Below are 12456 nucleotides of genomic sequence, written 5' to 3'. Positions count from 1 at the left end.
CGTTAGAGTCGCAGGCCCACCACCTTCGCGCCCATGACCGCCCGCTTCCAGTCCATCGCCCCCGCCGTCCGCCTGGCCGACCAGGTGGCCGATGCGCTCGCGGCCGAGGTGCGCAGCGGGCGCTTGTCCGAAGGCGACCGGCTGCCTACCGAGACCGCGCTGGCCGAGCAGTTCGGCGTGAGCCGCACCGTGGTGCGCGAGGCGGTGTCGCGGCTGAAGTCGCTGGGGCTGCTCGATTCGCGCCAGGGCAGCGGCGTCTACGTGCGCGCTGCCGGCGTCGAGCCGCTGCGCTTCGAGATGCCGCATGTGGCCTCGCGCGAGGCGGTGATCCAGATGGTCGAGCTGCGCCGCGCGCTCGAAGCCGAAGTGGCCGCGCTGGCTGCCGAGCGCCGCACGGACGAAGACGTGCAGCGCATCCGTGACGCCATCGCCGCATTGCACGCGGCGGTCGAGGCGGGCGGCAACGGCGCGGACGAGGATGTGCGCTTCCACCGCGCCATCGCCGAGGCGGCGCGCAACCCCTTCCTGATCGGCACGTTGCAGTACCTGCGGCAGTTCCTGCACGGCGCCACGCGCGTCACGCGCGCCAACGAGGCGCGCCGCGCCGATTTCGCGCGCGAGGTGGCGCAGGAGCACGCGCGCATCGTCGAGGCCATCGAGGCCGGCGATCCGCTGCGCGCGCGCGAGGCCGCCAAGAGCCACATGGACAACGCGATCCGCCGCATCGAGCAGGCCGATCCGGTGTTCTGGCAGCAGGAGGGCGAGCAGCTCGCCCGTCCGCTGGTCGAAGGCTGGCCGGTCGGCGGCTGAGCCCGGCGCCGATACACGAAGTCACCAGAAAGGCGCCGGAAGGCGGCCGTCCGAGGGTTTACCCGGGTCGGCCAGCAAAAGACAGATTTGTATGATGACCTGACAAATCATCCGAGACGCAGCTTCCTCATGACTTCCTCGACCCTCCAGGCCAGCGCCATGTCGCCCGCCGCCGCCGATGCCGCGCTCGAAAAGCGCGCCTACTCCAAGGTGTTCTGGCGCCTCGTGCCCTTCCTCATGCTCTGCTACGTGATCGCGTACCTCGACCGCGTGAACGTCGGCTTCGCCAAGCTGCAGATGGGCCAGGACCTGGGTTTCAGCGAAACCGTGTTCGGTCTTGGCGCGGGCATCTTCTTCCTGGGCTACTTCCTGTTCGAGGTGCCGAGCAACCTGCTGCTCAACCGCGTGGGCGCGCGCATCTGGATCGCGCGGATCATGATCACCTGGGGGCTGCTCTCGGCCTGCTTCATGTTCGTGAAGACGCCCACCAGCTTCTACATCCTGCGCTTCCTGCTCGGGCTGGCGGAGGCGGGCTTCTATCCGGGCGTGATCCTCTACCTCACGCACTGGTACCCGGCGCACCGGCGCGCGCGGATCATCGCGGTGTTCATGTCGGCCATTCCGGTGGCGGGCATCTTCGGCAACCCGCTGTCGGGCTGGATCATGGACAGCTTCCATGGCGTGTCGGCCATGAGCGGCTGGCAGTGGATGTTCCTCATCGAAGCCATCCCCGCCGTGCTCATCGGCGTGATGGTGCTGCTGTACCTGGACAACGGCATCGCCCAGGCGCGCTGGCTCAGCGCCGAGGAAAAGGCCCTGCTGCAGCGCGAGGTGGCGAACGACGCCGCCCACGGCGCCAAGGGCCCGCACTCGGTGGCCGGCGTGTTCCGCGATGCGCGCATCTGGTGGATGGCGTTCATCTACTTCGCCTTCGTCATGGGCCAGTACGCACTCACCTTCTGGCTGCCCACGCTGGTCAAGGCCACAGGCGTGCAGGGCAACCTGAACATCGGGCTGCTCAGCGCGATTCCGTTCCTCTGCGCCATCGTCGCGATGAACCTCTTCGGCCGCAGCGCCGACCGCCGCCAGGAGCGCCGCTGGCACCTGATCGTGCCGGCCATGATGGGTGCCGTGGGCTTCACCGTGGCCGCTTCGTACACGCAGAACACGGCCGTGTCGCTGGCGTTCCTCTCGCTCGCCGCGGCTGGCGTGCTGACCTGCGCGCCGCTGTTCTGGTCGCTGCCCACCGCCTTCCTCACGGGCACGGCCGCCGCCGCGGGCATCGCCGCCATCAACTCGGTGGGCAACCTCGCGGGCTTCGTGAGCCCCTACCTCATCGGCTACCTGAAGGACCTCACGGGCAGCACGCAGATCGGCATGTACGTGCTGGCCGGCGCGCTGGTGCTCGGCGCCATCGGCGTGTGGTTCACGCCCAAGCAACTGGTCAACCGTTAGATGAAGTACACCCCCAGGCTTCGCGCACTTCGTGTCGCTGCGCCAACCCCCTCGCCGGGGGCAACACCTGCGGCCCGGCAAAGCCGGTTCCGCGGTGTTTCCCGAACGGGGCGCGTCGCACCGGGTGCCCGGCCTTGCAACTGAACGGAAGCAACGCAATGAACCAAGAAAAGACCCCTTCCACCATCTCCGCTGCCACTCCCGTCGTCGGCCTCGTGGGCCTGGGCGCCATGGGCGCCGGCATGGCGCAGTCGCTGCGCCGCGCGGGCCATGCGCCGCATGTGTTCGACGTGCGCCGCGAGGCCGCCGAAGCCTTCGCGCGCGAAGGCGGCACGGCCTGCGCCACGCTGGCCGAGCTCGGCGCGCAGTGCGACATCGTGGTCAGCGTGGTGGTGAACGCCGCGCAGACCGAGTCGGTGCTGTTCGGCGACGGCACCACGCCCGGCTGCGCCGCGTCGATGAAGCCCGGCAGCGTCTTCGTGATGTGCTCCACCGTCGATCCGAACTGGTCGGTGGCGCTGGAGGCGCGCCTGGAGAAGCTGGGCATCCTCTACATCGACGCGCCCATCTCCGGCGGCGCCGCCAAGGCCGCGAGCGGCCAGATGACGATGATGACCGCCGCCAGGCCCGCCGCGTACGAGAAGGCCGGCGCGGTGCTCGACGCCATGGCCGCCAAGGTCTACCGCCTGGGCGACAAGGCGGGCGCGGGCAGCAAGGTGAAGATCATCAACCAGCTGCTGGCCGGCGTGCACATCGCGGTGGCGGCCGAAGCCATGGCGCTGGGCCTGCGCGAGGGCGTCGACCCGGCGGCGCTGTACGAGGTCATCACCCACAGCGCGGGCAACAGCTGGATGTTCGAGAACCGCATGGCGCACGTGCTCGCGGGCGACTACACGCCGCTGTCGGCCGTGGACATCTTCGTGAAGGACCTGGGCCTGGTGCTCGACGTGGCGCGCGCGAGCAAGTTTCCGCTGCCGCTGTCGTCCACCGCGCACCAGATGTTCATGCAGGCCTCGACGGCGGGCTACGCTCGCGAGGACGACAGCGCGGTAATCAAGATCTTCCCCGGCATCGAGGTGCCGGGTCCGAAGAAAGAAGCCTGAAAGAAAGAAGAGACACGCACATGAACATCCTCATCACCGGCGGCTGCGGCTTCCTGGGCGCCCGCCTCGCACGCACGCTGCTCGCGGGCGGCAGCCTCGCGCTGGCCGGATCGGCCGCGCAGCCCGTCTCGCGCATCACCCTGGCCGATCGCGTGCCGCCGCCCGCCGACCTGGCTTCCGACACGCGCGTGCAGTTCGTGCAGGGCGACCTGCTCGAGCAGCTTTCGAACGGCGCACTGCCCGTCGCCGACACGCAGCTCGTGTTCCACCTCGCCGCTGCCGTGAGCGGCGAGTGCGAGGCCGACTTCGACCTCGGCATGCGCAGCAACCTCGACGCCACGCGCGGCCTGCTCGAAGCCGCGCGCCGCGCGGGCCACTCGCCGGTGTTCGTGTTCTCCAGCTCGGTCGCGGTGTTCGGCGATTCGCCCGAGCAGCGCCTGCCCGCCGTCATCGAAGACACCACGCTGCCGACGCCGCAGAACAGCTACGGCATCCAGAAGTTCATCGGCGAGCAGCTGGTGGCCGACTTCACGCGCAAGGGCTTCGTGCAGGGCCGCAACGTGCGGCTGATGACGGTATCGGTGCGCCCCGGCCGGCCCAACGGCGCGGCCTCCAGCTTCCTGAGCGGCATGCTGCGCGAGCCGCTGGCCGGCGAGCGTGCGCGCTGCCCCGTGTCGCCCGACACGCCCGTCGCGCTGGCCTCGCCCGGCAACACCGTCGCGGGCATCGTGCGCGCGGCCACCGCCAGCGCCGCCGAATGGGGCGCTCGCACCGCCATCAACCTGCCCGCGCTGACCACCACCGTGCGCGAGATGGCGCAGGCGCTCGAACGCATCGCCGGCAAGGAAGCCACCGGCCTGATCGACTGGGAGCCCGATGCCGCCATCGCGAAGATCGTCACCAGCTGGCCCAGCCGCATCCACGCCGCGCGCGCCGAGGCGCTGGGCCTGAAGGCCGACGCGAGCTTCGACGCGATCCTGCGCGACTACGTGCGCGAGAACGCGCAGGCCGTGAAACTTGCGCTGAAGGACTGAACGCCATGTCCAAGCTCGTGCTCGGCTGCATCGCCGACGATTTCACCGGCGCCACCGACCTCGCCAACAACCTCGTGCGTGCCGGCATGCGCGTGGTGCAGGCCATCGGCGTGCCCGAAGGCCCACTCGATGCCGACGTGGATGCGGTGGTGGTCGCGCTCAAGTCGCGCACCATCGCGCCGGCCGAGGCCATCGCGCAGTCGCTCGAAGCCTTGCGCTGGCTGCAGTCGCAGGGGGCGAAGCAGATCTACTTCAAGTACTGCTCCACCTTCGACAGCACGCCGCAAGGCAACATCGGTCCCGTGACCGAGGCGCTGATGGACGCGATGGGATGCGACTTCACCATCGCCACGCCCGCCTTCCCCGACAACAAGCGCACCGTGTTCAAGGGCTACCTGTTCGCGGGCGACGTGCTGCTCAACGAGAGCGGCATGCAGAACCATCCGCTCACGCCGATGACCGACCCGAACCTCGTGCGCGTGCTGCAGGCGCAGTGCACGCGCAAGGTGGGGCTCGTCGACTACGCGGTGGTGGCGCGCGGTGCGGCCGCCATCGAGGAGCGCATCGCACAGCTCAAGGCCGAGGGCGTCGCCATCGCCATCGTCGACGCGGTGTCGAACGACGACCTGCTGCGCATGGGCCCGGCGCTCGCGAAGATGCCGCTGGTCACCGCAGGCTCGGGCGTGGCCATCGGCCTGCCGGCCAACTTCGGCCTCGCGCCTTCGTCGCAGGCGAGCGAGCTGCCCGGGGCCGGCGGCAAGTCGGCGGTGGTCTCGGGCAGCTGCTCGCTGGCCACCAACCGGCAGGTGCTCGATTTCATCCAGCGCGGCGGCGCGGCACTGGCCATCGATCCGCTGCGCATCGCGGCCGGCGTCGACGTCGCTGCCGAGGCGCTGGCGTGGGCCGCTCCGCTGATCGACAAGGGTCCCGTGCTCGTCTACTCGACCGCCGAGGCCGGCGCCGTGAAGTCGGTGCAGGGCCGCCTGGGCGTGGAAGAGGCCGGTGCGATGGTCGAGCGCACGATTGCCGCCATCGCGCACGGCCTGGTCGAGCGCGGCGTGCACCGGCTGGTGGTGGCCGGCGGCGAGACCTCGGGCGCCTGCGTGCAGGCGCTGGGCATCGCGCAGATGCAGATCGGCCCGCAGATCGACCCCGGCGTGCCGTGGTGCCATGCGCGCTCCGAAGCCGCACCCGAGGCCGGCCTGCACATCGCGCTGAAGTCGGGCAACTTCGGCAGCGACGATTTCTTCACCAAGGCATTTACAGTGCTCGCATGACCGAGAGCATGACTGCAGAGAATCAGGCCCGCGAGGAGATCTGCCGCGTCGGCCGCAGCCTGTTCGAGCGCGGCTACGTGCACGCCACGGCCGGCAACATCAGCGTGCGCCTGGACGACGGCGGCTTCCTCATCACGCCCACCGACGCCTGCCTCGGCTTCCTCGACCCGGCGCGGCTCGCACGGCTCGACGCGCAGGGCCGGCAGACCGGCGGCGACCGCGCCAGCAAGACCATCGCGCTGCACACGCGCATCTACGCCGCCGCGCGCGCGTTCGATGCGAACACCGCCTGCGTGATCCACACGCACAGCACGCACTGCGTGGCGCTCACGCTGCAGGCTCCCGGCGATGAACTGCTGCCCGCGCTCACGCCCTACTTCGTGATGAAGGTCGGCCATGTGCCGGTCATTCCGTACCACCGGCCGGGCGCGCCCGAAGCGGCCGAGCAGGTGGCGCAGGCCATCGGGCGCTTCGGCGCCGCCGGCACGCCGATCCGCGCCGTGATGCTCGCGCGCCTGGGCCCCAACGTGTGGCACGACACGCCGGCCGCCGCCATGGCCGTCCTCGAGGAACTCGAGGAAACCGCAAGGCTCCAGCAGCTCGCCCAGGCCGCCAAGCCCGAGCCGCTCGATGCCGACCAGATCGATGAACTGCGCCGCACCTTCGGTGCGCGCTGGTAGTAAAAACACCCCATGCCCCAATTCGCCGCCAACCTCTCGATGCTCTACCCGGAGCTCGCCTTCCTCGACCGCTTCGACGCCGCCGCGAAGGACGGCTTCAAGGCCGTGGAATACCTCTTCCCCTACGACTTCACCAAGGAAGAAATCGTCGCCAGGCTCGAGCACAACGGCCTGCAGCAGGTGCTGTTCAACGGCCCGCCGGGCGACTGGAACGGCGGCGAGCGCGGCCTGGCCTGCCTGCCGGGGCGCGAGGCCGAGTTCCGCGAAGGCATCGCCAAGGCCGTCGACTATGCCGTGGCGCTCGACTGCCCGCGCATCCACGTCATGGCCGGCCTCGTGCCCGCCGGACAGCAACGCGACGCGCTGCAGCCCGTCTACATCGACAACCTGCGCTGGGCCGCAGCCGAGGCCGCCAAGGCAGGCCGCGACGTGCTGATCGAGCCGATCAACACGCGCGACATTCCGGGCTTCTTCCTCAACCGGCAGGACCATGCGCACGAGATCGTCGAGACGGTGGGCGCACCCAACCTCAAGGTGCAGATGGACCTCTACCACTGCCAGATCGTCGAGGGCGACGTGGCGATGAAGATCCGCAAGTACCTGCCGACCGGCCGCGTCGGCCACATCCAGATCGCGGGCGTGCCCGATCGCAACGAACCCGACATCGGCGAGCAGAACTACCCGTACCTCTTCGACGTGCTCGACGAGGTGTCGGCGCAGTGCGGCTGGCAGGGCTGGGTCGGCTGCGAGTACCGGCCGAAGCGCGGCGCGGAGCCCGGCGGCACCTCGGCCGGCCTGGGCTGGCTGCGCGACTGGCGGCAGCGGCACGCATGAAGCTCGAAGCGCTGCGCATCCCGGCGCCGCTGCGTGGCTTCGCGGCGGGCGATGCGCAGCTGTTCGACATCGTGCTGGCCGGCGACAAGGTCGCTTCCATCACGCCCAGCGCGCAGCAGCAGCATGCGAAGGGCACGCTGCTGAGCGCACTGGTCGAGGCCCACGCGCACATCGACAAGAACTACACCGTGCAGGATGTGGGCGCCGCGCAGGGCAACCTGTTCGTCGCCATCGAGCGCATGAATCGGCACCGCGAGAGCTGGACCGGCGAGTCGCTGCGCCTGCGCATGGAGCGCGCGCTTCGCGATGCCTGGCTGTCGGGCACGCGCGCGCTGCGCACGCACCTCGACTGGGTGCAGCCCGAGCCGCCGGCCGCGCTGGCGGTGTTCGAGGCGCTGCGCGAGGAATGGCGCGGCCGCATCGAGCTGCAGTTCGTATCGCTCACGCCGCTGGACCTGTTCGCCGACATCGAGGCGGGCGAGCGCATCGCGCGCGAGGTGAGGCGCGCGGGCGGCGTGCTCGGCGCCTTCGTCTATCGCAACGAGGGCATCGTCCACAAGCTGGGCCGCGTGTTCGACCTCGCGCAGCAGCACGGACTGGCGCTGGACTTCCACGTCGACGAAGGCCTGGACGTCGAGGCCACCGGCCTGCGCAGCATCGCCCAGCTGGTGCGTGCGCGCGACTTCCGGCGCGGCGTGGTCTGCGGCCATGCCTGCTCGCTCTCGGTGCAGGAAGACGCCGTCGCTGCCGAAACGCTGGCGCTGTGCGCGGGCGCGGGCATCCACATCGTCGCGCTGCCCACCACCAACCTCTACCTGCAGGGCGCGTGGGACCGCACGCCGGTGCAGCGCGGCGTCACGCGCATCCGCGAGGCGGCGGCACGGGGCTTGCGTGCGAGCCTGGCGACCGACAACGTGCAGGACGCCTTCTATCCCTACGGCAGCTACGACCTGCTGGAGACTTTCGGCCTCGGCGTGCAGGCGGCGCATCTTGCGCCGGCCGACGACTGGCTCGACACCATCACCGTGAGCCCCGCGAAGGCGCTGGGGCTCGCGTGGGACGGACGCATCGCGCCGGGCTGCCCGGCCGACCTGTTGGTGCTGTCCGCCACCGGGGAACACGAACTGATCGGCCCGCGCGGACGGCAACGCACCGTCATCCGCGCCGGCCAACGACTGGAGAGCAACGAGCAATGAGCATGGGCAAGCCGATGGCCAACTACGCGGCCGCCAAGCGCGTGGGCGATTTCGTCTTCATGAGCGGCGTGGTCGCCGTCGATCCGGCCACGTGCCGCGCGGTGGCCGGCTACGACGCCATTCCGGAAGAAGCGCGCACCGCGCTGCAGGGCGTGGGCTACGCCACCGGACAGATGTCGGTGGACGTGTTCGAGGCGCCCATCGTCGCGCAGAGCTGGTTCGTGCTCGAGCGCATCCGCCAGATCGCGGCCGAGCACGGCGGCACGATGGAAGACGTGGTGAAGCTGGTGCAGTACTTCCGCCACCTGCCGCACTACGCCTTCTACAACCGCGTGCGCGGCCTGTTCTATCCGGGCGAGCCGCCGGTCAGCACGGTGGTGGAGGTGTCGCGCTTCCTGCCGGGCGACGAGGTGCTGGTGGAAGTCGAGGCGACCATGTACCTGCCGGAATAGGTACTCCCCCAGGCTTGCCCACTTCGTGTGGCCGCCAACCCCCTCGCCGGGGGGCAACACCTGCGGCCCGGCAGAGCCGGTTCCGCGGTGTTCCGCGAAAAGCCTCGCCCTACCTGACGCCCGCGCCCTTCAAAAGGAACTCCGTCACCTGCTCGATCAGGTAGCGCCGGTCCTTGTCGTCGCCCTGCTGCGCGGTGTCGCGGAAGTAGGCGGCCTGCGTGGCGTGGTCGGCGTAGAACTGCGTCACGGCCCAGATGTGGAACAGCACCAGCATCGGGTCGGCCTTGTCCATCAGGCCCTGGTTCATCCAGTTCTGGATGACGGCGGCAGCCTGTTCGGTGCGCTGCTTGCTCGTTGCCATCATGTCGTTGATGACCGGAGCGCCGCGCATCATCTCGGCCGTGAAGATGCGCGAGCGCAGCGGGTGCTCGAACGAGAACATCATCTTGCGCCGGATCAGGTCGCCCAGCACCCTGCGCGGGCCGAAGGCCTCGTCGCTGAAGCCGAACACCACGATCCAGTCGTTGAGGATGTCCTGCAGCACCTGGCGGTACAGCGCCTCCTTGCTGTCGATGTAGTAGTGCAGCTGCGCCTTCGAAAGCCCCGCCTTGTCGGCGATCGCCTGCGTCGACGCGCCGGCCAGGCCCTCGCTCGCGAACACCTCGATGGCGGCCTGGTTGATGAGGGCCAGCACCTGCGTGTACTTGCGCGAGCGCCCGCGCGTGGCGGGAGCCTCGCCGTCGTTCTCCTGGGTGATGGCGGAAGCCGCAGCGGAAGAGGCAGACGCACGCGCGCTCACAGCTGCAGTTCCAGTTCCAGCCCCTTGGCGCGCGAGCAGCACAGTGCCACCTTGTGGCGGCGCTCGCTGCCGGTCAGGCAGAAGTCGCGGTGCTCGGCGCCTTCGCCGTCGCCCTCGACCACGCAGGTGCCGCACAGGCCCTGCTGGCACGACACCGGGATGTCGATGCCGACCTCGTGCAGCGCGTCGACGGCGGTCTGGTCCGCCGCCACCGGCACCGTGATGCCGCGCTTGGCGAGCTTCAGCGTGAAGGGCAGGCCGGCGGCCGCGCCGGCATCGGTGGGCGCGGCGAAGTATTCGGCGTGCAATGCGTCTTCCGGCCAGTGCGCGGCGGCGTCGCGCACCGCCTGCATGAAGCCGCCGGGGCCGCACACGTACAGGTGCGTGCCGGGTGCGCGCTCGCCCAGCAGCGAACGCAGGTCGATGCGCTGCGATGCGTCGCCCTGGTCGAGGTGCAGCCGCAGGTGCGGTGCGAGCGACGGCGCGCGCACCGCATCGGCGAAGGCCAGGTGCTCCTCGCTGCGCGCGAAAACGCACAGAGTGAAGGCGGCGCCGCGCCCGGCCAGCGCCTGCGCCATCGCCAGCAGCGGCGTCATGCCGATGCCGCCGGCCAGCAGCAGGTGGTGCGCGGCCTCCTCGCGCAGCGGGAAGGTGTTGCGCGGCGCGCTGATCGGCAGCAGGTCGCCCTCGCGCACGCGCTCGTGCATCGAGGCCGAGCCGCCGCGGCTTGAAAGCTCGCGCTTCACGCCGATCACGTAGCGCCCCGCGCTGGCCGACGACGGCGCCCGCGCCAGCGAATACTGGCGCGAGAAGCCGCCGGGCATGTGCACGTCGATGTGCGCGCCGGCCTCGTACGAGGGCAGCGGCCGGCCCCACGGGTGGGCCAGCTCGAAGGCCAGGATTTCCGGCGTCTGGCGCGAGATGCGTTCGACGCGGACGGTGAGCGTGCGTTCGAGGCTCATGGTTTCGTGTCTCCCTCTGGAGTCTGTGGCTCTTCTGCTAGATGCTGCTCAGCTTGCGCGAGACGCGTTCGATGAAATGGGTGCGGTCGTTCGCGGTGACGGCGTTCATGTCGTGCAGCTGCAGCCAGGTCACCTTGCAGCGCCACGCGAAGAGTGCGCGCAGCGCCCGCGTGAAGAGGCGCCGGCCCGGATCGCCGATGACCATCACGAACCAGCGCGGCGAGCCGCCGGTGGTCACCACCGTGAGCCGCCTGATGTGGCGCATGCCCGACTTCGCGAGCTGTCCCTTGCGTTCCGCCGGCAGGAAGGCCACGCCAGGCAGCCAGACCCGCTCCAGCCAGCCCTTGAGCATCGACGGCGGCCCGTGGAACCAGGTGGGAAACACGAACACCAGGTGCTCGGCCCACAGCAGCGCTTCGACGTGGGGTTTCACACGTTCGCGGATCAGGTCGGGGTTGTCGAGGTAGGCGATGCGCTCTTCGCATGTCAGCGTGGGGTCGAAGCCCTCGGCATAGAGGTCGATGGCCTTGACGGGATGTCGCGGCGAGAGCGCCTCGAGGGCGGTGCGGTAGAGCGCGTGGTTGAAGCTGTCAGGGTTCGGATGGCAATGGACGACGAGCGTTTTCATGGTTGAGGGCCGGTTCGCTCGGCGGTTGTCGGCCGCCGGCGAGACGGGGTCAGAGCCCAGGGGGTGAAAGGCCGCGCGGTGCCTTATGGCAACCCAGGCGCCGGCATCTGACCCCGGCGCAAGCCCCGCGCGGCCCGCGGGAAAAATGCGTTCTTCGCAGGGGCCTTACTTGCCCGTGAGCTTCTTGCGAACGTCGATGCCGACGCCCTTGTTCACGAACTGCGTGGTGACCACCTTCGACAGGTCGACCTCGCCGGGCTTGTACAGGCCGGCCTTGACCATCTTGTCGTAGAAGTCCTTCACGCGGGCCTCGTCCATCGCGCCGATGCCCTTGGTGAGCGATTCGCCGCTGTCGACGATGCCCATCTTCTTCATCAGCTCGATGGAGCCCTGCGAGGACGCCACGGGCGAGTCGGGGTTGATCTTGGCGATCATCTCGTTGGCGGCCTTGTTGTCGCCGTAGAGGTAGTTGTTCCAGCCGATGATCGAGGCCTCGATGAACTTGCGCACCGTCTCGGGCTTGGTCTTGACCATGTCGGCGCGCGTCTCGATGGTGGTCGAGTAGGTCGAGAAGCCGTTGTCGGCCAGCAGCTGCACCACCGGGTCGAAGCCGGCCTGCGCCTTGATCGACAGCGGCTCCGAGATGGCGTAGCCCTGCTGGATGGACTTCTTGTCGGCCAGGAAGGGGCCGACGTTGAAGGTGTAGGGCTTGAGCTGAGAGTCCTTGAAGCCGTGCTCCGACTTCATCCACTGCCAGAAGCTGAACTGGCCGTCCTTGCCGATGAAGGCCACCGGCGCCTTGGTCATGTCCTTGAAGGTGTCGAAGCCCTGGCCCGGGTGGGCGAACATGGCCTGCGGGTCCTTCTGGAAGAAGGCCGCCACCACCACGGTGGGCACGCCGTTCTTCACGTTGTCGAAGGACTGCAGCAGGTTGCCGGTCATCAGGAAGTCGACCTTGCCGGCCGGCAGCATCGGCCGGTTGTTGACCATCGGGCCGCCCTGCTGGATGTCGACGTCGAGGCCGTACTTCTTGTAGGTGCCGTCCACCAGCGCCTGGTAGAAGCCGCCGTGGCCGGCCTGCGCCTTCCAGTTGGTGGCGAACACCACTTTTTCCTGCGCCTGCACGGCGAAGGCGGCGCCCGCGAGGGCCAGACCCAGAACGAGCGGGCGGAGGGTGAATGCGGGGATGCGCATGGGAACGTGCTCCTGTGGAGGTTTCGTTGAAA

At 69.5% G+C, this 12456-nt stretch carries 13 protein-coding genes; 9 read left to right on the top strand and 4 right to left on the bottom strand.

The window, feature by feature from the left end:
- Positions 1-33 precede the first annotated feature (33 nt).
- The 9 genes from ABL843_RS30415 to ABL843_RS30375 all read left to right on the top strand — a co-directional run bounded on the left by ABL843_RS30415 (position 34) and on the right by ABL843_RS30375 (position 8841).
- The gene (locus ABL843_RS30415; RefSeq protein ID WP_418118450.1) at positions 34-810 is read left to right on the top strand and encodes a FadR/GntR family transcriptional regulator; all 777 of its coding nucleotides are present in this window, start codon (positions 34-36) and stop codon (positions 808-810) included.
- Positions 811-939: 129 nt separating this feature from the next.
- Positions 940-2265 (top strand): MFS transporter, encoded by a 1326-nt coding sequence (locus ABL843_RS30410; RefSeq protein ID WP_126021080.1) that lies wholly within the window; start codon positions 940-942, stop codon positions 2263-2265.
- A 158-nt stretch (positions 2266-2423) separates the two neighbouring features.
- Positions 2424-3368 (top strand): L-threonate dehydrogenase, encoded by a 945-nt coding sequence (gene ltnD / locus ABL843_RS30405; protein ID WP_418118449.1) that lies wholly within the window; start codon positions 2424-2426, stop codon positions 3366-3368.
- 20 nt (positions 3369-3388) lie between these two features.
- Positions 3389-4402, top strand: a complete 1014-nt coding sequence (gene denD, locus ABL843_RS30400; RefSeq protein ID WP_418118448.1) for a D-erythronate dehydrogenase — start codon at positions 3389-3391, stop codon at positions 4400-4402.
- A gap of 5 nt (positions 4403-4407) precedes the next feature.
- A complete protein-coding gene (otnK, locus tag ABL843_RS30395; RefSeq protein WP_418118447.1) occupies positions 4408-5679 on the top strand; it encodes a 3-oxo-tetronate kinase in 1272 nt (423 codons plus the stop codon).
- Between the two features lie 8 nt (positions 5680-5687).
- Positions 5688-6359 (top strand): aldolase, encoded by a 672-nt coding sequence (locus tag ABL843_RS30390; protein ID WP_418118446.1) that lies wholly within the window; start codon positions 5688-5690, stop codon positions 6357-6359.
- Positions 6360-6371: 12 nt separating this feature from the next.
- A complete protein-coding gene (gene otnI, locus ABL843_RS30385; RefSeq protein ID WP_132754335.1) occupies positions 6372-7193 on the top strand; it encodes a 2-oxo-tetronate isomerase in 822 nt (273 codons plus the stop codon).
- Positions 7190-8389, top strand: coding sequence for an amidohydrolase family protein (locus tag ABL843_RS30380; protein ID WP_418118445.1), 1200 nt, complete (start codon positions 7190-7192; stop codon positions 8387-8389). The genes otnI and ABL843_RS30380 overlap by 4 nt, the downstream gene beginning before the upstream one ends.
- Positions 8386-8841 (top strand): RidA family protein, encoded by a 456-nt coding sequence (locus ABL843_RS30375; RefSeq protein ID WP_418118444.1) that lies wholly within the window; start codon positions 8386-8388, stop codon positions 8839-8841. The genes ABL843_RS30380 and ABL843_RS30375 overlap by 4 nt, the downstream gene beginning before the upstream one ends.
- A gap of 109 nt (positions 8842-8950) precedes the next feature.
- Here the strand turns inward: ABL843_RS30375 and ABL843_RS30370 are convergent, their stop codons facing one another.
- From ABL843_RS30370 to ABL843_RS30355, 4 genes are all read right to left on the bottom strand, one after another.
- The gene (locus tag ABL843_RS30370) at positions 8951-9640 is read right to left on the bottom strand and encodes a TetR family transcriptional regulator C-terminal domain-containing protein (RefSeq protein ID WP_019653878.1); all 690 of its coding nucleotides are present in this window, start codon (positions 9638-9640) and stop codon (positions 8951-8953) included.
- Positions 9637-10602 carry a PDR/VanB family oxidoreductase gene (locus tag ABL843_RS30365; protein ID WP_418118443.1) on the bottom strand — a complete coding sequence of 322 codons (966 nt, stop codon included), beginning with the start codon at positions 10600-10602 and terminating at the stop codon, positions 9637-9639. Before ABL843_RS30365 ends, ABL843_RS30370 begins: the two co-directional genes overlap by 4 nt.
- 37 nt (positions 10603-10639) lie before the next feature.
- Entirely contained in the window at positions 10640-11230 is a 591-nt protein-coding gene (locus ABL843_RS30360; protein ID WP_019653880.1) for an NAD(P)H-dependent oxidoreductase, read from the bottom strand.
- Positions 11231-11395: 165 nt separating this feature from the next.
- Complete coding sequence (locus ABL843_RS30355) at positions 11396-12424, bottom strand: ABC transporter substrate-binding protein (RefSeq protein WP_019653881.1); 1029 nt, start codon at positions 12422-12424, stop codon at positions 11396-11398.
- Between the last annotated feature and the right edge of the window lie 32 nt (positions 12425-12456).

It is taken from the genome of Variovorax sp. 350MFTsu5.1 (genome assembly GCF_048302515.1).
GTDB classification, from domain to species: domain Bacteria; phylum Pseudomonadota; class Gammaproteobacteria; order Burkholderiales; family Burkholderiaceae_C; genus Variovorax; species Variovorax guangxiensis.
Note: the sequence above shows the minus strand (reverse complement) of the source record. Positions and strands in the feature narration are given on the sequence as shown.